The sequence below is a fragment of the Salinigranum marinum genome, from assembly GCF_024228675.1.
Taxonomy (GTDB): Archaea; Halobacteriota; Halobacteria; order Halobacteriales; family Haloferacaceae; genus Salinigranum; species Salinigranum marinum.
This window is the reverse complement of the sequence record NZ_CP100461.1, coordinates 3,489,762-3,509,730: the sequence shown is the minus strand read 5'-3', so window position 1 is coordinate 3,509,730 and position 19,969 is coordinate 3,489,762. Positions and strand designations below refer to the sequence as shown.

22 protein-coding genes and 1 tRNA gene are annotated in these 19,969 nt (G+C 64.1%); 9 read left to right on the top strand and 14 right to left on the bottom strand.

Annotated elements, in window-relative coordinates; translation table 11 throughout:
- Positions 1 to 56 precede the first annotated feature (56 nt).
- From NKJ07_RS17480 to NKJ07_RS17465, 4 genes are all read right to left on the bottom strand, one after another.
- Positions 57 to 1,034, bottom strand: a complete 978-nt coding sequence (locus tag NKJ07_RS17480; protein WP_318568071.1) for a DUF5995 family protein — start codon at positions 1,032 to 1,034, stop codon at positions 57 to 59.
- A 4-nt stretch (positions 1,035 to 1,038) separates the two neighbouring features.
- A complete protein-coding gene (locus NKJ07_RS17475; protein ID WP_318568070.1) occupies positions 1,039 to 2,115 on the bottom strand; it encodes an anthranilate phosphoribosyltransferase in 1,077 nt (358 codons plus the stop codon).
- 69 nt (positions 2,116 to 2,184) lie between these two features.
- Entirely contained in the window at positions 2,185 to 3,363 is a 1,179-nt protein-coding gene (locus NKJ07_RS17470; RefSeq protein ID WP_318568069.1) for a DUF4350 domain-containing protein, read from the bottom strand.
- Positions 3,360 to 4,349, bottom strand: coding sequence for a S49 family peptidase (locus NKJ07_RS17465; RefSeq protein WP_318568068.1), 990 nt, complete (start codon positions 4,347 to 4,349; stop codon positions 3,360 to 3,362). The genes NKJ07_RS17470 and NKJ07_RS17465 overlap by 4 nt, the downstream gene beginning before the upstream one ends.
- 183 nt (positions 4,350 to 4,532) lie before the next feature.
- Here NKJ07_RS17465 and ahbB point away from each other — a divergent pair, with 183 nt between their 5' ends.
- Positions 4,533 to 5,573: a siroheme decarboxylase subunit beta gene (gene ahbB / locus NKJ07_RS17460; RefSeq protein WP_318568067.1), complete on the top strand. Its 1,041-nt coding sequence runs from the start codon at positions 4,533 to 4,535 to the stop codon at positions 5,571 to 5,573.
- 218 nt (positions 5,574 to 5,791) lie between these two features.
- On the opposite strand, the gene NKJ07_RS17455 is transcribed toward ahbB, so the two are convergent.
- From NKJ07_RS17455 to NKJ07_RS17445, 3 genes are all read right to left on the bottom strand, one after another.
- Entirely contained in the window at positions 5,792 to 6,565 is a 774-nt protein-coding gene (locus NKJ07_RS17455) for a PHP domain-containing protein (RefSeq protein WP_318568066.1), read from the bottom strand.
- Between the two features lie 124 nt (positions 6,566 to 6,689).
- Positions 6,690 to 7,649 carry an ArsA family ATPase gene (locus NKJ07_RS17450; RefSeq protein ID WP_318568065.1) on the bottom strand — a complete coding sequence of 320 codons (960 nt, stop codon included), beginning with the start codon at positions 7,647 to 7,649 and terminating at the stop codon, positions 6,690 to 6,692.
- Positions 7,650 to 7,748: 99 nt separating this feature from the next.
- Positions 7,749 to 8,213, bottom strand: a complete 465-nt coding sequence (locus NKJ07_RS17445; protein WP_318568064.1) for a hypothetical protein — start codon at positions 8,211 to 8,213, stop codon at positions 7,749 to 7,751.
- Positions 8,214 to 8,325: 112 nt separating this feature from the next.
- Between NKJ07_RS17445 and NKJ07_RS17440 the strand changes: the two genes are divergently transcribed.
- From NKJ07_RS17440 to NKJ07_RS17430, 3 genes are all read left to right on the top strand, one after another.
- Positions 8,326 to 8,787, top strand: a complete 462-nt coding sequence (locus NKJ07_RS17440) for a universal stress protein (RefSeq protein ID WP_318568063.1) — start codon at positions 8,326 to 8,328, stop codon at positions 8,785 to 8,787.
- Between the two features lie 90 nt (positions 8,788 to 8,877).
- On the top strand, positions 8,878 to 9,543 hold the full coding sequence (locus NKJ07_RS17435) for a cupin domain-containing protein (RefSeq protein ID WP_318568062.1): 666 nt from the start codon (positions 8,878 to 8,880) through the stop codon (positions 9,541 to 9,543).
- Between the two features lie 293 nt (positions 9,544 to 9,836).
- Positions 9,837 to 11,174 carry a TIGR00341 family protein gene (locus tag NKJ07_RS17430; protein WP_318568061.1) on the top strand — a complete coding sequence of 446 codons (1,338 nt, stop codon included), beginning with the start codon at positions 9,837 to 9,839 and terminating at the stop codon, positions 11,172 to 11,174.
- Positions 11,175 to 11,720: 546 nt separating this feature from the next.
- Here the strand turns inward: NKJ07_RS17430 and NKJ07_RS24460 are convergent.
- The 5 genes from NKJ07_RS24460 to NKJ07_RS17410 form a co-directional block, all read right to left on the bottom strand.
- Positions 11,721 to 12,059: a DUF7351 domain-containing protein gene (locus NKJ07_RS24460; RefSeq protein WP_425504681.1), complete on the bottom strand. Its 339-nt coding sequence runs from the start codon at positions 12,057 to 12,059 to the stop codon at positions 11,721 to 11,723.
- Positions 11,971 to 13,100 (bottom strand): IS630 family transposase gene (locus NKJ07_RS17425; protein ID WP_318568060.1). Its coding sequence is split into 2 segments (ribosomal slippage): positions 11,971 to 12,665 and positions 12,665 to 13,100, totalling 1,131 coding nucleotides; the frame shifts between segments, so codons are not numbered across the junction. The genes NKJ07_RS24460 and NKJ07_RS17425 overlap by 89 nt, the downstream gene beginning before the upstream one ends.
- Before the next feature lie 62 nt (positions 13,101 to 13,162).
- A complete protein-coding gene (locus NKJ07_RS17420) occupies positions 13,163 to 13,846 on the bottom strand; it encodes a DUF7351 domain-containing protein (protein WP_318568059.1) in 684 nt (227 codons plus the stop codon).
- A 102-nt stretch (positions 13,847 to 13,948) separates the two neighbouring features.
- Positions 13,949 to 14,905 carry an NADP-dependent oxidoreductase gene (locus tag NKJ07_RS17415; RefSeq protein WP_318568058.1) on the bottom strand — a complete coding sequence of 319 codons (957 nt, stop codon included), beginning with the start codon at positions 14,903 to 14,905 and terminating at the stop codon, positions 13,949 to 13,951.
- A 1-nt stretch (position 14,906) separates the two neighbouring features.
- Entirely contained in the window at positions 14,907 to 15,506 is a 600-nt protein-coding gene (locus NKJ07_RS17410) for an NADPH-dependent FMN reductase (RefSeq protein WP_318568057.1), read from the bottom strand.
- 1,395 nt (positions 15,507 to 16,901) lie between these two features.
- Here NKJ07_RS17410 and NKJ07_RS17405 point away from each other — a divergent pair.
- The 5 genes from NKJ07_RS17405 (at position 16,902) to NKJ07_RS17385 (ending at position 18,884) form a co-directional block, all read left to right on the top strand.
- Positions 16,902 to 17,210 carry an alpha/beta hydrolase family protein gene (locus tag NKJ07_RS17405; RefSeq protein ID WP_318568056.1) on the top strand — a complete coding sequence of 103 codons (309 nt, stop codon included), beginning with the start codon at positions 16,902 to 16,904 and terminating at the stop codon, positions 17,208 to 17,210.
- Between the two features lie 68 nt (positions 17,211 to 17,278).
- Entirely contained in the window at positions 17,279 to 17,569 is a 291-nt protein-coding gene (locus NKJ07_RS17400) for a winged helix-turn-helix domain-containing protein (RefSeq protein ID WP_318568055.1), read from the top strand.
- A gap of 184 nt (positions 17,570 to 17,753) precedes the next feature.
- Complete coding sequence (locus NKJ07_RS17395; protein WP_318568054.1) at positions 17,754 to 17,984, top strand: DUF8036 family membrane protein; 231 nt, start codon at positions 17,754 to 17,756, stop codon at positions 17,982 to 17,984.
- Positions 17,985 to 18,165: 181 nt separating this feature from the next.
- Positions 18,166 to 18,417 carry a hypothetical protein gene (locus NKJ07_RS17390; protein WP_318568053.1) on the top strand — a complete coding sequence of 84 codons (252 nt, stop codon included), beginning with the start codon at positions 18,166 to 18,168 and terminating at the stop codon, positions 18,415 to 18,417.
- Entirely contained in the window at positions 18,414 to 18,884 is a 471-nt protein-coding gene (locus tag NKJ07_RS17385; RefSeq protein WP_425504773.1) for a PIN domain-containing protein, read from the top strand. The genes NKJ07_RS17390 and NKJ07_RS17385 overlap by 4 nt, the downstream gene beginning before the upstream one ends.
- Before the next feature lie 322 nt (positions 18,885 to 19,206).
- On the opposite strand, the gene NKJ07_RS17380 is transcribed toward NKJ07_RS17385, so the two are convergent.
- Positions 19,207 to 19,279, bottom strand: a tRNA-Pro gene (locus NKJ07_RS17380).
- 66 nt (positions 19,280 to 19,345) lie between these two features.
- Positions 19,346 to 19,942 carry a tRNA (pseudouridine(54)-N(1))-methyltransferase TrmY gene (trmY, locus tag NKJ07_RS17375; RefSeq protein ID WP_318568051.1) on the bottom strand — a complete coding sequence of 199 codons (597 nt, stop codon included), beginning with the start codon at positions 19,940 to 19,942 and terminating at the stop codon, positions 19,346 to 19,348.
- Positions 19,943 to 19,969 lie beyond the last annotated feature (27 nt).

Here is a 19,969-nt window from a genome sequence, read left to right as displayed (position 1 = left end):
GAACCACTCGGGCAGGCGACGATGGTCGAAACCGACCCTCCGGTGAGGTGGGGCAGCTACGGCCGCCGCCCGGTCCCGTCGGCTCGCCCGCGGCCGCTCTCGTCGCCGTGGACCGCGCCCGAGACGGCCGCGAGCATCGGTTCGCCGCGCTCGGCCGCGCGGAGGCGGTCGAGCAGGGGCGAACCGACGCCGGGTGAGAGGAGCGCGTACGCCGACCCCGCAGCGACGGTCCTGACGCGCCACCGGACGACCGGCGCGAGACGCGGACGGTCGGCGAGGAGGACCGCGTTGTCCCACGCGAACGCGCGGGCCGCGCGGAGGCCGTGCAGCGTCGCCGTCTCGTCGAGTCGGCCGAACAGTTCGTCCACCTCGCGCAGGCCGGCCGCCTCGTACACCGACGCGAGCGTGGTCTGGACGACGTCGGCCAGCCCCGAGAGTACCTCGTTGATCGCCAGGTGGTCGGCGTGTCTGCGTTCCCGCTCGGCCCCGTCGCCGATCCCCACGTCGTCAAGCGCGAACGCCAGGTCGTGGACGATGTGGGCGTTGATCCCGAGCAGTGCGTCCTGGAGGACGAGCGTCTCGCCGCCCAGCGAGGCACCGAAGGCGACCCGCCAGGCCGGCGGGACCGACCGGCCGCGCTCGAAGTCGACGATCGCGCGTCGGTACCGCTCGGCGAAGGCGACGAGATACCGCCGCGTCCAGTCGGAGTCTTCGAACCGCCGGCCCCGGTCTCGGCCCTCGATTCCCGCCCGGACGCGCTCTGTCATCGCGGTGTACACCGTGAGGAACACCGCCCGGCGGTCCCCGTCGTTGCGGAGATGCGTCTCGGCCGCCGAGAGGCGGTCGTACACGTCGTCTACGCTCGAAAAGGGTGCCGCGAGCAGCGCCGTGAGTTCCGGGTCCGGGTCGGACGGGGGCGCGGCGAGCGTTCGGGTCAGCCGCCCCCAGAACCGGTCGACGACCGCGCGGAGTTCGGCGGCGAGCCTCGGCCGGCCGGCCTCTGGGTCGCGCGCGCTCGCCGCCGTGGTGGCCATGCGCTCAGAACGCCTGCAGTTCTTCGAGGGTCGCGGCGGCGTCGCCGCCGTCGATGACCTCGCGAGCACGGTCGAGTCCTGCGTCGAGGGTGTCGACGTCCGCGCGAGCGTAGATGCGGAACGCGGCGTTCAGCGCGACCGCGTCGGCGAAATCGCCGCTCCGTTCGCCCGCGAGCACCTCGCGGGTGATCCGGGCGGAGTCGCCGGCAACGTCATCGGGGTCGACGCCGAGGTCGTCGTACTCGAAGTCCATGCCGTACTCGGCGGTCTCGATCTCGTAGTCGGTGAAGTCGCCGTCAGTCCACTCGGCGACTTTCGTGTAGCCGGGGCGGATATCGTCGTACCCCTCCATCCCCTGGAACATGATGACGCGCGAGAGGTCGTGGTGTTCCGAGCGCTCGAACGTCTCGACGACCTTCTTCGCGAACGCCAGGTGGTAGAAGGAGCCGAGGTGGACGTCCGCCTCGGCGGGGTTGGCGAGCGTCTCGATGGTGTTGACGAAGCTCCTGACACCCATCTGGTCGCGGCGGTCGAACAGGTCGTGGATCGCGGGGTTGAACGCCGGCTGGTAGTAGAAGCCGAAGCCGGTCTCGTCGACCATGTCCGCGGACTCGGCGGGGGAGAGTTCGGTCCGAACGTCCAGCGCGTCGAGGACGTGCTTGTAGGCGTCCTGTTTCTGCGTCGGGACGCGGTCGCCGGAGTGGACGACGACGGGCGTCCCCGCGGCGGCGGCGACCAGTCCCGCGGCGACTCCTAAGATAGCGGTCTCGCCCTTGCCGTCGTAGTTCGCGCCGCAGTCGACCGGATTCGCCCGAGGAGCGGCGTACTCGACGCCCTCGCACATCACGTCGGTGTACGCCGCGAGCTCCTCGCTGTTGTTGTGCTTCCAGCGGTTCGCCAGCCAGAACGCACCCAGCGTAGTGGGGTCCGGCTCGCCCGCGAGTATCCGCCGCATCGCTTCGGTCGCCTGCTCGCGGCTCATGTCCTCGGCCGACTTGACGCCCGAGCCAACGACTTCCGTCATCAGCCGTTTGAGCGGCCACACGCCGAACTCGCGCTCGTGTTCTGGAGCTTGTGCCATACTCGCGCGTTCGGGCGCGTGCGGCAAAAGGGGTTCGTCTACGGATCGACCTGTGGAGCCTTCGATCGATCAACCGGGACGCGCGGCCGGCTCGACCGGACGGGCACTCGACGCCGACGGGACGGCTTCGGCCGTCGCCGCGCTCGCGACGGATCCCGGTGCCCAGTCGGCCGGCGGCGTGAGGCTGTCGGCGGCCGGTGTGAGCGGTGGCGGCGTCGTGGTCGTGTTGTTCTGTCCCGAACCGTCGCCGGCCTGGTCGGTCTCGTTCGGCGTGTCGGTCGACTCGCCGTCCTCGCCGTCCGTCGTCTCGTCGTCGCCTCCGTCGATCGAACCGCTGCTGTTGCCGCTGATGAGGAACTCGACGAGGAACGCGGCGAACTGCTCGTTGTCGCCGACGTTGAACCGATCGGCCCGGAGGAACGAACTGTCTCCGAGGAGGATCACGTTGTCCTGTTCCTTGTGGATGGCGACGGGGTGGCGGCCGCCGTCGTCGAGCCCCGCTTTGTGCGTGTTGGGGGCCGCCCGGAGCAGGACCGTTCCCCGGCGCGAGTTGACCGACGCCGCCGTAAACATGGTGACGCCGTCGAAGTCGAGCTCCGACGCGCTCGTCGGCCGCGCGACGACGTGCTTGTAGTTGCCGCCGTTCGTCTCGAGGTTGTAGAGGTACGCGGTTCCGAGGCTCATGTCGTACCGCGCCGCGAGCGTCGTGAGCGCGCTCTCGCGCTCCGTGATCGAGGTACCGAAGAGGCTCGCCGAGATGCTCTTGCGGTTCGGCTCGCCCACCATCAACAGGTGTCCGCCCCCGCTCGTGAACTGCCGGACGTCGTCGATCTCGTCGCGCGTGAACTCCTGTCCGGGGTCGATGACGAGGAACGCGTTGGCGTTCGACAGCTCCTGGTCGAGCGTCTGGTCGCCGTCGTAGAACCGGACGCCGTAGCCGATCGACGTCAGCTCCCTGACGAGCGGGGCGATGTCGGCCCGGCCGAACCGGTTCGAGTGGCTCTCGTCGATGACGACGACCCCGGCGCGGTTGCCGGCACTCCTGTCCGCGTCGATCTCACCCTGGGCGGGGACCGGCGTGGTCGCCAGCGTTTCGGCGTCGTACTCGGGCGTCGACAGCGGCTCGGACTCCGTCGGGGCGTTCGTCGCCGCCGGGATCGCGAACGCCGCCGCGAGGATGACGACGACGACGATCGCCGCGACGGCGAGCCGTTTCGCGAGCGCCACGCCGACGTCACGCGGGGTCACGATCGGCCTCCCGCGGCCGCCGCTCGGATCGGTGGCCGTTCGTACGCCCCTATCGCGCTCCCCGAGCCGGATACGCCGCCGTCCGCGGCAGCGTTCGTCGCCGCAGCCGCGTCGAGTTTCCACTCGGTGCTGACGTACGAGCCGGGCATCATGAGGAACGTCGGACCCGTCCCGGGGCGACCGGCGAAGTACTCGAAGTCGACCATCTCCTTGTTCGGCGCGTCCGACGCGAGGTAGTTGTTGCGCGAGACGAAGCGGACCACCTGGTCGGTCGGGCGGAGGGTCCGGACCCGGTACGATTCGAGGTTGGCCACCTCGGCCGCGCGTTCGATCGCCGCCTGGCGATCACCGATCCGGTCGGCGAGGCCGTTCTGCACCGCCTGGGAGCCGGAGTAGATCTGCGCCTGCGTCAGCTCTGCCGCCGTCAGCTGGAGCCGGTCGCCACGGCTCTCGACGACGGCACCGACGAACGCTCTCCTGAGCGATTCGAGGATGGAGTAAAACTCCCGGGAATCCCCACCGGAGAGCTTGTTCGGGCCGGTCGTCCCGACGATCTCGTTCGGTTCGAGGTCCTGCGGGAGGGTGCCGAGGACGCCGACGCTCCCGACGACGGAGGCCGGCTTGGCGTAGATCGTGTCGGCGGGGGCGATGGTGTAGTACGCGCCGGATGCGGAGCTCGCATCGATGCTCGCGACGACGGGGACCTCTTGGGCCGTTCGCTTCGTCTGGAGGTACATCGTCTCCGACGCGGCGGCCGAGCCGCCGCCGCTGTTGGAGACGAGGACGACTGCCTTGATGTCGGAGCTCTGCCGGACCTGCTGCATCATGTCGGTGTACGCGGTCGCGGTGTTGCCGTCGATGCCGCCGTCGATCGGAACGACGGCGACCGTCCCCCCGGACGCCGTAGCCGCGTTGTACGCCAGCGGGGCTACCGTGAGTCCGACCACGACGCCGATCACGACGAACAGTACGTAGGATGTCGCCATCCGGCGGAGGGCAGACCATATCGAATCGAGCATCAGTCTCGTGTGTGACTGTGTTCCACGATACTAAAGTGAATGGGTTCGGGGTGCCCGAACGGACGGTCGTATCCGGCGACGTGAACGGGACGGCGCACCGCCGACCGTCGGAGCGAAAGGGATAGGCGTGGTGACTCCTAAGCGCCGACAATGAGCGCACTGGACGACGACTGGCGGACGGGCCTCGACGAGGTCGACGGGACCCTCATCGACGAGTACCAGAGCGGGTTCCCCGTGGTGGAACGCCCGTTCCGGAGCGTCGGAGCGGCCCTCGGCGTGAGCGAAGCCGAGGCGCTCGACCGGGTTCGGAACCTCCGTGAACGCGGCGTCTTTCGTCGGTTCGGTGCCGTCCTCAACCCACCCGTCATCGGATCGTCGACGCTCGCGGCGGTCCAGGCACCCGAAGAGCGCTTCGACGACGTGGCCGAGATCGTAAACGGGTACCGGCAGGTGAATCACAACTACCGCCGCGACCACGCGTGGAACATGTGGTTCGTCGTCACCGCCGGCTCGCGGGCGAAACGGGACGGGATCCTCGCCGAGATCGAACATCGGACGGGCTGTGAGGTGCTCGTCCTGCCGATGCTGACCGACTACTACATCGACCTCGAATTCCCCGTGGTGAACGACGACCGGTTCGCGCGGGAGTCGCTCGCCGAGACCGACGTGTCTGCCACCCGCATCTCCGAGGACGCGACGGGGAACCTCTCCTCGCTGGAGGCGGCGCTTCTCGTCGAGATCCAGGACGGCTTCCCGCTCACGGAGACGCCGTACCGCGACGTCGCACGGGCGATCGACGCCCCCGTCGACGAGGTGCTCGCGGCGGTCGAGCGACTGCTGGCGGACGGCTGTATCAAGCGCATCGGCTGCGTCGTCAACCACATCGTGACCGGCTTCGACGCCAACTGCATGGTGGTCTGGGACGTGCCCGACGCCGACCTCGACGACCGCGGTACGAGCGTCGGGAGCCTCCCGTACGTGACGCTCTGCTACCACCGACCGCGCCGTCCCGAGCAGGAGTGGCCGTACAGCCTCTTCACGATGATCCACGGCCGCGACCCCGAGGCGGTCGACGCGAAGATCGACGAACTCGCGGCCGACCACCTCCCCTTCGCGCACGAACGGCTCTACTCGACCGGCACGCTGAAGCAGACGGGCGCGCGGTACGACGAACTCGTCGCGTCGGCCTAGTCGGACGACTGACGCCGGGACGACGAGCCGATCAAGGATCGAGACACCGTCTGGCAAACTGGCGGCACTCTACCCCGCCACGACGCGTCGTGCCGCACGCCGCGTCCCGCGCCGTGGACGCGCTCAGCGCACACGGCCGATGGCCGCGGCTTCCGGTATGAAGCCTCGGGGTGATGTCGGACGGGTGAACGCAACGGAGACCACGGTAATCGACGGTATCAGCCGGACAGCGGCGACAGTCGGTAGAGGAGTCGCGCGGCGCTGATCGCGCTCCGGGCGGCCGTCCGTCCGCTGACGAGCGCGCCCTGTTTGGCGTAGTAGCCGCTCTTGCGGCCGGCCGCGATCGTGTAGTGTTTGGTGCTGACCCGGAAGGGTGTTCGTCGCCCCTCGACGCGCGTCGAGCCGTTCCTGATCGCGTCGAGGACGTGGTCGGCAGTGAGCTCCGCGCGGGTGATCCCGTCGAGTTCGATCTCGGTGTAGGCACGCCCGACGAACCCGACGTGGTGGGCGTCGCTCCCGGCGACGCCGGGGTAGCCCTGTTTGTCGGCGAACCGACGCGCGCGACGGTTCTTGTAGCCCGTGAAGAGCCAGGAATTGTACACCTCGACCGCGTCGGCGTCGGTGAACGCGCGCTTGGGAACGCCGTGTCTGGAGCGCTGGAACGGGTGGGGGACGATCGCGACGCCGCCGTGTCGGCGGACCCAGTCGACGGTCTCGTCGAGGGGTCTGCGCCGGGGCGGGAGCTCCTCGATCCCGAGCGCGAGGAGGTGACCGTGGGCGGTCGACACCTCCACCCCGGGGATGCCCACGAGTCCGTAGTCGGCGGCCAACTCCGCGGCCGTCAGCGACGCGTGCATCACGTCGTGGTCGGTGACGACGACCGCGTCGAGGCCGATGTCCGCCGCCTGCTCGAGGATGAGATCGACGGGGTCGTGCCCGTCGTACGAGGCGCTGGAGTGGACATGTGGGTCGATGCGGACGGTCAGAGACACGTGTAGGTGTTGGTGGCGACCGATATAAGCCTCGTGTCTCCAGGCGTCGCGCGCGCGCGAGGAACAGCGGCCGACCGCGTGTCGCCGTGGATCTCGTCAGCGGCTCACGGAGCCCCGCGACGGCTCAGTCGACCAGGAACGAGCCGACGCGTTCGAGCGCGTCGAGCCCCTGCGCCTCGCCCTCCAGTTCGGGAACCCGACGGACGGGGAGATCGAACCGCTCGCCGACGTCGCCGAGACGGGTCGCGTGGCGCTCGGCGTCGCGACGACAGCGGTCACAGGGGCACGCCGCCTCGTTCTCGAAGACACGGTTCACCACGAGCGACCCGACGGCGATGTCGGCCTCCGAGAGCCGCGCGACCAGCCGCTCGGCCTCGGCGATCGCCATCTGTTCGGGCGTGAGGACCACCCTGAAGCTCGTTCGGGCGGGGTCCCGGAGGAGCGATCCGACCCCGGCGATGCGCGCCTGCAACGAGGTGATCTCGTCGGTGTCAGCCGTCGTCCCCCAGTACGCCGCCGGACCGAGCACCATGCTCTTCGCGGCGCGCCCGGCGCGTCGGACGCGCCGCTGGACGTCGCCGGCGACGCCGAGCGTCTCGGCCAGGACGTCCGGCAGGTCGAGGAGTCGGAGGGTGTGGCCGGTGGGCGCGGTGTCGAAGACGACGTGGTCGTAGCCGGCGTCGGCGTAGCGCGCGACGTACTCCAGCGCGGCGACCTCGTCACCACCGGGAATGAGGCCAGCCTCGAAGAGCCGTTCGAGGTCCTCGTCGGAGAGGCGAAGCCCGGCGTCGCGGAACTCGGCGGCGAGCGCCTCCACGACGCGCCGGTACGCCGCCTGGCCGGTCTCGGCGTCGACCTCGACGGCGGAGAGACCGGCGGCGACCTCGGTGGGGTCGCCGCCGAGGTCGCGCTCGAAAGAGTCACCGAGCGAGTGGGCCGGGTCGGTCGAGACGACGAGCGTCTCCCCGTCGTCGGCGAGGGCGAGCGCGTGCGCCGCCGCGCAGGTCGTCTTCCCGACGCCACCCTTGCCGCCGTAGAGCACGATGTCGGCCGTTCCCGTGGGCGAGCGCGCTGGCTGGGTCATCGTGTCGACAGAGGAGCCGGACACGTACAAAGACGTGGGTCGGGCGGGCCCGGGCACGTCCAAAGACGTGGGCCGGGACGACGCCGCGGGGGCGGCGGATCAGCGTCCGTCCCCGTCCGCGCCCGGGTTCGCGTCGGGTCGCGAGTCGTCGCGCTCGGACGCGGCGTACCCCTCTTCGGCGGAGCTGTAGTCGAGGACGGTGACGTCGCCGAGCGTGAGTGCCTCGGGGTGGTAGGTGCCGTCGGGCGAGTGGTAGCCGGCGGCTTCGAGCACGCTCGAGACGATCGCCTGGTCGTCGGCGTCGATCCCGACGGCGTCGGCGACGCGTTCGACGCGGTGTTCGGTGCAGAGGACGTCCTGGATCTCCCAGGTGAACCCCTCGTAGTTCCGGAGCATGACCACGGCAATATCGCCGACACCGAGGTCGGCGTCGTCACCGGCGCTGGCACACGCCGCACACCGAACCGTCCCGCGAGCGACGTCCTGGCGGACGGCGAGGCTCTCGACGACGAGCCCCGTAAACGCCCGTCTGAGCTCCGCGTCGGTGCGTCGTGGCAGAGCCATCGTCTCCTCCGACGGAGTCGAGCGACATAGGTGCTCCCCCGGGCGCTTCCCGGGCGGTGAGAACGGATGACAGCGTTCTTGCCCCGTGACGTACTCTCTCCGAACGAGCCCGATGTACGACGATATCCTGCTTCCGACGGACGGGACCGAGTCGATGGACGACGTCTACGCCCACACGCTCGATCTCGCCCGACGCCACGACGCGACGGTCCACGTCCTCTACGTGGTCGACGACCGCGCCTTCCTGACGCTCGCGCCCGACCTCGTCGACGACGTGGTCGGCGAACTCGAAGGCGAGGGCGACGAGGCGACCGCCGCCGCGCTCAACCGACTCGCGGCGGGCGACGTCGAGACCACGGCCGTCCTCCGTCGCGGGAGCCCCGCGGAAGAGATCATCGCCTACGTCGAGGAGGCCGGGATCGACATCGTCACCATGGGAACCCACGGCTCGAACTACCGACAGAACATGGTCGGGAGCGTCTCGGCACGGGTCGTCGCCGACGCCCCCGTCCCCGTCCTGACGGTGAACATCAACGGTAACGGCGACGGCGACAGCGACGACGACCGCGAGTAACGACACCTCCCCGACGCGACCCCGACCGGGCAGTCGTTCTGACGACACCGGAGCGACGGTTATGCCGATCCGGCGCGTAGAAAGGTGGCGATGACCGGGAACTCCGACGTGGTGGTGATCGGACCAGCGGACGTGCGCGCGGTCGCGGGAACCTCGCGGCCGACGGTCGAGACCGTGGTCGAGAGCGACGGCTTCGCGCTCTGTCGGACCCGGCTCGCCGGGACGTCGTCGTGGCACCACCACGGCGAACGGACCGCCTACGGCGTCGTCCTCGACGGACGCGGACGGATCGAGTTCGGTCCCGACCCCGGGGAGTCCGTCGACGTTGGCCCGGGGGAGTTCTTCGTCGTCCCTCCGGGAGTGGTCCACCGCGAGGTCGCGACCGACGACGCGCAGGCCGCGCTCGTCGGGTTCGCCGGCGAGGGGCCGCTCGTCGTCGACGCGGCTCGTCCCCGGAGACGACCGTCAGTGCGGCCGCGCGTCGCCGGCGACGACGACCTCTCCTCGGCGGGAACACTGCAGAACGTCACCCGGCTGACCCCCTTCCCCGACAGTCCGGTCCAGCAGGTGCGGGGTCACGCCGCCGGCGCGGTCGAGTCGAGTCGAGTTGGCACCACCACGGCGACAACCACGTCTTCGGCTACGTCGCCGCGGGCGAGGGGTACATGCAGTGGGGGATTGGACCGAGCGAGCGGGAACTCGTCGGGACGGGCGAGTGGTTCCACCTCTCGCCGGCCGTCGTCCACCGCGACGTGAACCCGAGCGACGCCGACCAGCACTACATCCTCTGGCTCGTCGGGAGCGAGCCGCGGACGGTGCCGGTAGACGGTCCGGACGGGAGCTGAGTAGGGACGGACGGTCGTCGACGGACGCGGACGGACGCGAACGGATGGACGCGCCCCACCCGGTCGCCGGTCGTCGAAGTCGCGGGCACCCGGGAGGCTCGGTTGCGGATCGGTGCCCGGGCCGTGCGGCCACGACCGGCCGCCGTGGGCGGTTGGTTCATATGTCATCGAGTTGTAATACTGTGGAAGATGCGTCTAGTACAGGTGCTTATTCCGCGCGGACGTCGTGAAGCGGTCCTCCACGCGTTGGACGAGGCGGGGATCGACTACGCACTCAGTGAAGAGGTCGGCAGAGCGGAGTACGAGGCACACGTCTCGTTTCCGCTGCCGACGAGCGCGGTGGAGCCGGTGTTGAGCCGACTCCGTGACGCGGGCGTCGAAGAAGACGGCTTCACCGTCGTGCTCTCCGCGGAGACGGTCGTCTCGAAGAACTTCGAGCGCCTCCGGACGAACTACACGGCCCTCGCGCTCTCCCGTCCGGAGCTCATCGCGCGGGCCGAGGAGATGGCCCCCGCGCTCTCGACGTTCGTCGTGATGACGATCGTGAGCGCCGTCGTCGCGACGACGGGCCTCCTGTCGAACTCCGCGGCCGTCATCATCGGCGCGATGATCATCGCACCCGTCATGGGACCCGCGATCTCCGCCGCCGTCGGGAGCGTCCTGTACGAACCGAAACTGTTCCGGCGGGGCGTCGGCTTGCAGCTGTTCGGCGTGGCGCTCGCCATCGTGAGCGCACTCGCCTTTTCGGTGCTCCTCAAGGAGACGCTCCTCGTCCCGCCCGGGTTCGACCCACTGAGCGTCCCGCAGGTGCAAGAGCGACTCGCGCCGAACGTGCTCTCGCTCGTCCTCGCCATCGGGGCCGGCGTCGCCGCCGTCTTCAGCCTCACCCGGGGCGTGTCGTCGGTGCTCGTCGGCGCGATGATCGCCGTGGCGCTCGTCCCGCCGGCGGCTACGGTCGGCATCGGGGTCGCGTGGAACGAGCCGCTCGCGGTGTTCGAGGCCGGGACGCTCCTGCTCGTGAACGTCCTCGCCGTGAACCTCGTCGCGCTCGGGCTCCTGTGGGTCAGTGGCTACCGCCCGGTCGTCGCAGACCGGGTGGGAACGGCACGGAAGACGACGATCAGACTCGTCGGCGTCATCGCCGTCTCCCTCGTGCTGTTGAGCCTCGTGCTCGTCCTCACCAGCGCGCTCTCGCTCGTCGACGCGGAGTTCGAGTCGAACCTGCACGAGGAGGTCGAGCGCACCCTCGCCGACGAGGAGTACCGCGGCGCACGGCTCGTCGAGGCGGACGTGGACGTCTCGCCGCTCAGATCGGTACTGTTCAACCAGATGGTCGAGGTGACCGTCGTCGTCGATACACGCGACGGCCTCCCGCCGGAGGGGCTGGCAGAGGGACTCCGGACCACGATCAGAGACGAGCAAGGCTTCGACGCCATCGTCAGAATCGAAACCGTCGACGCCGCCTTCCCGTCGGACGACGCCGATGAGCGCCGACGAGTCGCACTCGGCGCGCTGGCTCCGTCGGGCCGGTCTGCGATCTGAGAGACCGGCCGAGACCGGGAGGACCCACAGCTGCGTCGTCTCCGAGCCGTCCGGACCGACGACGCGGAACCGGTTTGAGGCTGTACGTCGGAGGTACGAGTGGCCGATGACGATGCACTCGCCCCGAACCGGGGTGGCACCCGGTGGTGACGAACCCTATGAGTGCCGAGGCCAGCTTTCTATCCATACATTTCCGAGGAGAAGTGAACGAACGTCAGGGAATCGCGTCTGCTACCCTCTGACAGAGGACAGTCGTAATCAAGAGGTGAATAGAGTACACTCTGAGGGGGTTTTGTAGCGTGTGACCGAGGGCCGAAATATTGCCCTCTACCAAGACCTGAGAACAGGCCGTTGGCTCTGTTGAAATCCTTATCAGATGACGTTTTCCAGATTGGTGTGGTCAATACAGGTGGACGAATTAGCGCAGGCGATTGAGACCTATCCATCAAGTGGTAAGTGACCCGTGCAAGATATAGAGGCTAAATTCAGCACGGAGTACTATTGCGTAGAGACGATCTAAACGGCTGATTCACAACCACTCTGGTCTCAGGACACAGAGCGTGGCGTATCCCGTTTGATATCCGTGACGGCGAGATTCCTATTGAGAGTGACAGTAAGTGTGTCAGCATTGTGAACGATCGAAACAGCAATCTCCCATGGGTCGTTCGACTGGACAGTGGTGTAGTCGTCACTCACACACCAGTCCAGCCGCCAGTATGGTGTCGCCCGCAAATCGAGACCGTGGTCTCGGTAAAACGAGATAACCGCTGACTCGTCAAGGAGAACTAGTGCCGCTTCAAGCGTGATTTGTTGGATATAGCTGACGGAGTTTGATACGTGCGTCCTCGGTGGTGAACTGCCAGTCGATGGCCGAGTTATCCTCATTTCGAGTGCGCTCCCACGCAGCTACCTCCGCACGGAGGGTCGCTGCGTCGGGAATACGACGATCGAGGCATTCGGTAGTGAGTGCGCTGAACTCTATTTCGGCCATGTTGAGCCAGCTACCGTGTTTGGGCGTGAAATGGAACTCTAGCTTCCCAAGCAGACGGCGTGCTTCCTTCGGTGGGAGAAATTCGTAGAACGCGTAGGCTTTGTGCGTATCGAGGTTGTCGAGCACCACCCGGATGCACTCGGCATCCGGGTAGTGCTCATCGGAAAGTGTCTGCATCTGCTGGACGAATTCTTGCTTGCGACGGCGTTTTGTCACCTCGACGTGTCGCCAGCCAACGAGCGGTTCACTCATCATGAAGAGGTTCCGTGTGCCGTTTCGTTCGTAGGTGTAGTCGTACCGAGCGACCGCTCCCGGACGGGCCGGGAGCGGGTCACGGACGTGCTTGTGAAGCGCTTTGTTACTCTCGTCGAAGCAGACGACAGGACGAACTGGGTCGTACGGTTCGTGGTAGAGGTCGAGGAGGTCTTCCATCCGACAGACAAACGCGGCGTTGTGTTCGGGTTTGATCACCCACGATTCTGATCGGTGAGGGTGTAGCCGTGTTTTTTTAGCACCTGTCGGACGGTTTCGTGAGAGATCGACTCGACGTCGATCTCGTTGAGGGCAACGAGGTGTTCGGCTAGAAGGTGAAGCGACCAGCGAGAGCGTCCTTCTGGTGGGTCGCTACAGGCCAATGCGATGAGGTGAGCTTCTTCGCGCCCATCGAGTTTACGCTCGTAGACACGGTCGGCCTCGCGGCGATTAATCGCCGCAAGGCCGTCCTCCACGTACCGTTTCCGAATGCGTCCAACCGTGCCGGGGTGACAGCCGACGGCTTGACTGACCTGCTTGTCAGTCAAGCCGTCATCGGCGTGCAAGAGACACCGTGCACGCGTGAGAACGCGTGTTTTGTGCGTTCCAGCCGCTAGCATCGCTTCGAGTTCAGCTCGTTCATCGGCAGACAGATCGACAACGTACTGTTTGGTTCGTGGCATGATGGACTTCAGAACACGTCTGATACTCCTAAGAGGTGCGCTGAGGAGAAAAATCTAGCAGTTCAGGGCTGAAGCGGCACTAGCCCAATTGGAGAGCAGAGGCTATGCTGGCACTGCTTACAGGTATATTCGGCGCGAAGATCGGAATCGAGAAAGCAGTCGTCCCCCCGGGCGACTCGTGTCTTCATCTGGCCACTGCATTTGGGACAGACACCATCTCTGGCGAGGCAATGTAGATGTCGCACCCGTTGGTTGAACGCAGAAAGGATGGCCTGTTCGTCGCGACCGATCAACCCACCCGGCGGGAACGAGTACTGTCCATGTGTACGACCACAGGCGGGACAGCTTATCGCGAGTTTCTCCTCGGCGTATGTCGCCACGAGTGATCCACTACACTGGGTACACTGATCCCCGGTTTCGAACGGCTCAATATCAGGGTGGGCATTGAACGACCCCTCGACCACGGCTTGGATAACTCTCTTCCCGGCAGTCCGGAGTTCGTATCCGTCATCGCGTTTGCAGACGAAATGCCCGGTTAGCTGGTCTAGGTGGTAATTGAACTGGGCACTATTGTCTGTCTCAGTCATCTCGTAGAGTGTGGTGAACTCCGCTGGCTGTTCGTCGATCTGCCAGAGTGCTTCTAAGATTGCGACTCGCGTTTCGTCCCCAATGAGCGCGAACGCTTCGGCTGGCCTGAGACAGTGCTCCGATTCCTCAGCAAGTTCCATGGCCTCAAGCCGATTCATATGCCGAATATGATGCTAAAGATGGTAAAAGGCTTGGACAAGTTCGCTTTTGAAATATTATTGATAGTTCGACAGACTCTCATTCCGCCACAACAGTCCCGTTCATTCGGCCGTTAAATCAAGCACCAGCTTCCCGCGTACATGGCCGTCTGCACTCTTATCGAGTGCCTCCTGTGCCTCGGAGAGTGGATAGCTGCCACTGATAGTGGGTTCGAGAACCCCTCCCTCAACCCGGTCAGTCACCGACTGAAGTGTCGCCGGGTCTGACTCGGTAAGCACATCGAAAAACTGGACTGCAACGTCGTGTTCGGCTTGGAATCGTTCGATAGTATCCGCTGCCGGCTGATCAGGAAGTGTGACAATCAGGCCCCCTGACTGGGCAACCTCAACCGACCGTTCGAGCACCTCACCACCGATGGCATCCAACACAATATCGACATCGTCGATAACGTCCTCAAACCGCTCCTCTCGGTAGTTGACAAATTCATCGATACCGAGGCCTCTGAGAAACTGTTCGTTTCGCCCGGATGCAGTACCAATCACATGTGCACCGGTATTCGTTGCGAACTGGACGGCTATATGGCCGACACCACCGGCGGCGGCGTGGACGAGAACGCGTTGCCCAGCATCAAGTTCGCTCGCCTGATACAGCGCGTGAAAGGCAGTCTGGCCTGCCATCGGAAGGCCCGCAGCCTCGGTATGCGAGAGTGACGGCGGCTTTGCTGTGACTTCATCCACAGTCATCGTGGTGTATTCAGCGAACGTTCCGCCAGCACCAGGCAACCGAACCATGCCACAAACGGCGTCTTCCGGTTCGAACTTCGTTACGTCCGCCCCAACAGATTCGACGACGCCCGAGAGTTCCCAGCCGGGAATCCACGGCAGCGGTTCGTCGCGTAACTCCGGGAGGATGCCACGGCAGATGAGCCAGTCCAGTGGATTCACGCCAGCCGCGTGTACGCGCACTAGTAGTTCGTCGTTGTCAGGCTTTGGACGTGGAACACTTTCGTAAGTCAGCGCGTCTGTTCCGTCGGTTTCTGTGAGCTGAATCGCTTTCATATTAGTCGTCTGCCTCGCAGTCGGTTGTATGGAAAACTGACTGTTGGTTCGGTTCCGGATGATTCGACACGCCTGCATAAGCAACGAGTTCTTGCCCCAATCGGCGCGTCCGCTCGGCGATCTCGGAGTCGCTGATACCATCGTCGGTGATCAGTGCGTGCGAGTTGGGAACCGCAACCTCCGTCGGTAAGGTCCAGGCACGAAGCGTTCGGCTGACAGTTCGAAGGTGGGTAAGTGCCGAGCCAGGAAACTCCCCCGCTGCGACTTCAAGCAAACCGACAGTCTTTCCCTCGAATTCGTCACGGCCACAGTAGTCAAGCGCGTTCTTGAGTGTTCCAGAGTAGGACCCGTGGTAATTGGGCGTCCCGAGCAGGACGCTATCAGCCCCACTAATGGTTTTCTGAAGGGCCTCAGCGTCCGGGATCTCTGTATTCACAGCGTTCAAACTCGGCAAATCGTAGGACCGCAGATCTACGAATTCCGTCGTCGCACCTGCCTTGTCTGCGGCTATGAGGGCTACATTCGTGGCGATACGTGTCCGACTTTCGTCACGCAAACTGCCACAGATTGCAACCACGTGTGGGGTGGTTCGGTTTGTCATCAGCACTAGAAAGAGTATGCCGACAGAAAAATTATTTCTAATCTGATATTTTGTAGCGTGATTTGCAAAAACAAATTTTAGCAACTTGATCCCACTACTCTGATATGGTCAACTTCTGCTAGTCATTACGACCGATTCGCGCCCTGCATCTTGCACGGCGCTCTGAACATCATCTGATACTGGTAGGAAACCCAGCGGTCGGTTCGCACACCTACTGAACGGCTGTTTCACCCGAGAACCTATCTGAAGAAGGGGGTCTCAACAGAGCCAGGCCGTTACAAATAGATCAGCCAACCACGGCGAAAGTGAATCCAATCGCCATCTTCTTGTTGCATTTTCATTTCGGTTCGATGAACTATTAGACAATACCAGAAGTTGAGACCGGCGCTCTCAATGCATACGCCCTGAGCGACACAGTGTTTATCTTAAATTACTGTCTTCTCAGTATCAGGCGTCTGTATGAACTGGGATGAATTTGTGCCTAACCTGTGGCCGATCTCGGCAATCGACTAAGTCAGTTCACTGGCCAGTACGATCTGTATGTCATCAGATATCTCTCGGAAAGCGTTTCTTCGTGCAACCGGAGTCGCACTTGCTGCGACTATCGCAGGGTGTAATAGCATAGCTGACAGTGGCGGATCGAACACAGGTACACAGACTTCTCCTGAAGACACTCCGCAATCCGAACAACAGAATAACGACTCTCCGACGTTCGGAAATTTCTACGTCGGCAACGCAGATACAAGCAGTAGTACGGTCATCGATGGACGTGCTGAAGTCGTATATACACGGCCCGGTACGGCTACCGACAAGTCACCCGTGGTAATGGTGCCTGGCCTCGGGTTGTCACCGTACATTTACCGGACGACACCTGACGGTCGACGCGGCTGGGTGGAGTACTTCGCCGAAGCTGGCCATCCAGTGTATGTATTCAACCCTCCTCGAAACGTCGATTCAGGTGGTCTAGATACTGCTGCCCTCCAGAACTCTGACTCTGCGTCACTCTCTCGATGGTCTATCGATCGAGCATGGCCGACGTGGGGATTCGGTCCCGAAGCCGGGACTCCGTACGAGGACGTTCGATACCCGGTCGAATCGGTAGACCAACTCGTTGCGTCATTCCCCGCATACGTTAGCACCGGTGGCGGAGGTAGCGGTAGGCAAAGTAGAAACCAGACTGGCGGACGTGGCGGCGACCGGAACTCCACATCTGCGGAGTCCACTGAGACAGCAACTGGAAACCAGACTGGGTCGACTACCGGAGGTGGCGGTGGGAGTCGGTTCGCATCACCTCAGGAGACTGCCGCCCTAGAGGCACTTCTCAATCGTGTTGGCCCGTCAGTGTTGCTCGTCCATTCAGCAGGTGGTGGCTCCGGATTCGCAGTCGCACAGACTGTGCCTGACCTCGTCGAACGGATCATCGCAGTTGAACCGGTCGGCGCGCCGACTGACCCGCAAACTGTGGCGGAGATGGGTGGTAATGCACCGTTTATGGGTGTGTATGGCGATTACGTCGGCGAGCGTGGACAGACTAGTCGCAAGGAAGCGACCCGGACAACTGCAGATCTCGCAGGAGAGACAAATCCCGCATCAACGCTGCTTAGTCTTCCGGACGACGGGATCTCCGGAAATACACACCTCATGATGCAGGACGATAATAACGGTGAAATTGCTGATCGAATTATCACCTGGATTGGTGACTAATTCGGGGGAGTAGTGTCGCTCGGACTGAGACAGAATGTATTTGCACCGACCAAATGAATACTCGATAGATGCGGCAGTTGCTTTGGTGGCTCATTGGTGGGTCTCGTGGAGGCCGCAATCGGCTTCGTATCCTCCGCGCACTCAACGACCAGCCACGAAACACCAATCAATTGTCGAATGACCTGAATCTGAACTACAAAACAGTGCAGCACCACCTCGAAATCCTCGAAGAGAGCAATATCGTGATCACGGAGGGTGACAACTACGGGCAGATGTACTTCCTCTCAGACAGAATGATGAACAACCTCGATATCATGGAAGACGTGGCGGAACAGGCCGGAGTTGGTGATGATTCGTAACTGGATTGAGAGTCCACTTGGAACGACAGTAGCGAGTGCGACCATCGCGAGTGGTATCGCACTCTTAGTCTCACTTTTCACATCAATTCCATCTCATGGCCCTCCGTCGAGGGCGCTGTCTTCACAGGTTGAACTGCTCATTCGGATGGAAGTTTTCTTTACAACCCTGAACCTCCTGTTGCTGGTGGCACTCGCAGTCATCTACGTGCAGCTCTATCGCGATCTTCCGAACAAGTACACAGCAAGCCTGCTTGTGCTAAGCCTCGCGCTACTTCTATACGCGGGTACATCAAATCCATTAGTACACAACGTCTTGGGCTTCCGCCCTCGCCCAAATATCGGTGCGTTCGTGTTTCTCCCAGACTTCTTCATCGGACTTGCCATCTTGGTTCTCCTCTATCAGAGCCAGACCTGAGCTCGCAGCAATTTTTTAGTATGGATAGATTGTGAGTCGTGAGTTCCGAGGCCGCCATCTTTCACGGTAGAACGTATCTCTGATGGTGTCTGGTTCTGGCCGCGGTAGACATAGGCCCCGGTCAGTTGCCCACCGAGCGAGCGGACACGGATTTATGAACGTTGCCGAGCAATCACGCGATATGGCCGCTGAAATTTCCGACCGGGTTCGAGAAATCGCCAAGGCTCGCGGACTTCCCGAGTCCGAGGTGTTCGAGCGTGCACTCGAACGCGGCCTCGAAGACCTGTGGGAGGACCTCGTTCTCGCGCAGTACCTCGACGGCGAACTCGACCGCGAAGAAGCAATCGAGCGTGTCGGTCGGACGAAAGTCGAGCGGGTAGAGCAAGAACGTGAGGTTGTCGAGGAAGACGTCGATTGGGGCTTGAACGCGTGACACTCGCGGCTGTTTCTGATGCAGGGCCACTCATTCACCTAGCTGAAATCGATTCACTCGAACTGCTCGCGACGTTTGACACACTCCTCATTCCAGAGACGGTTTACAAGGAGGTCGACACCGGTGGTATTCCGGACGGATTGGCCGACCTCTCGTACGAACTCGTCGAAGCCGATGAAAGCCGGGTCAGGGATGAAGAGTTAGACGCCGGGGAACGCGCCGCGATTGCAGTCGCCGAAGAGCGGGGAGTCGTTCTCCTAACCGACGATCTCGCCGCCCGAAAGGCGGCATCCGACGCGGGTATCGAAGTACGCGGTTCTATCGGCGTCATCGCGCTCGGTTACGGCCGCAGATTGCTCGATAGAGACGAGTCGGCTTCCCGTATGCGGGCACTCCAGCAGGAGACGAGTCTCTTCGTGACCGAGGCGGTCGTGGAGCGCGGCATCCAGATGCTGGACGAACAGTAACGGGACGAGCGGGCTCTATAGACGATATAAACACATTCACTATGGATAGATTGTGAGTCGTGAGTGCCGAGGCCGTTCAGCACTCGTGACGACCCGCTCCTCACGGAGCGTGTCGACAGTGCCGTTTGCGGCGAGCCACGCGTCGCTGCCGGTTTTCGTGTTGCGAACGCGGGAGAAGTGGGCCGGCGCAGATGTCGAACACGGGAAGACGGTCGCTCACTTCGTTCGCGCTGCGACTTCCCTGCCCGAATCTGCTTGGCGTGCATTTCACACCCACTACGGACTCCTCGCTGTCGCTCGTCGTTGCGAAGTGGGGTGAAAATGGGCCGGCGCAGATTCGAACTGCGGTTACGGCCACCCGAAGGCCGAAGGATACCAAGCTACCCCACCGGCCCGCACCTCTCACTCATGACAGGGCCGTGTTTAACAGTTGTGATCCGCCGTCTCCCCGGCGCTGTCCGTCAGTATTGCGCGTAGCCCGCGGTGTCGAGGTAGTTGTGGGCGACGGTGATCGCGTGGTCCGCGTGGATCGCCCGCGGCCCGAGTCGGACGCGCTCGTCGGCGAGGTCGGCGAGGAGGTCGGCTTCGGCGGTCGAGAAGTCCCGGTGGTCCGAGAGGACGAACGCCGGATCGTCTGGGGGGTCGATGTCGACGACCGGCGTGCCGTCCTCGTGGAGTTCGACGACCGTCGATTCGCTGGCGACGTCCCGGAGCGTCTGCTCGAAGCCGACCCGTCGGATCGAGACCCCGGGGCTCGTCTCGGCGGGGATGTGCCCGATCGCCTCGTCGCGTTCCTGCAGGGCGGCGCGGACGAGCGCGGCCGTGCTCCGCTCGTCGGGGTTCAGTCGCCGGAGCTCCCGGCCGTCGAACGTGACGGTGAAGGCGTCCGCGAGGACGAGATGCACTCGGACGTCCTCGCGGATGGCGTGCGAGAGGAAGAACGCGGCACCGACGCACCGACAGAGGACGTCGAGTCGCCCAGCCCCGCTCGGCAGGTCGTCGAGCGAGAAGTCGGCCGTCGTGGGCGCGTCGTGTCCCGTGACCACGAACTGTCGCATGCTCGCTCCTCCCCTCGCAGAGACTTG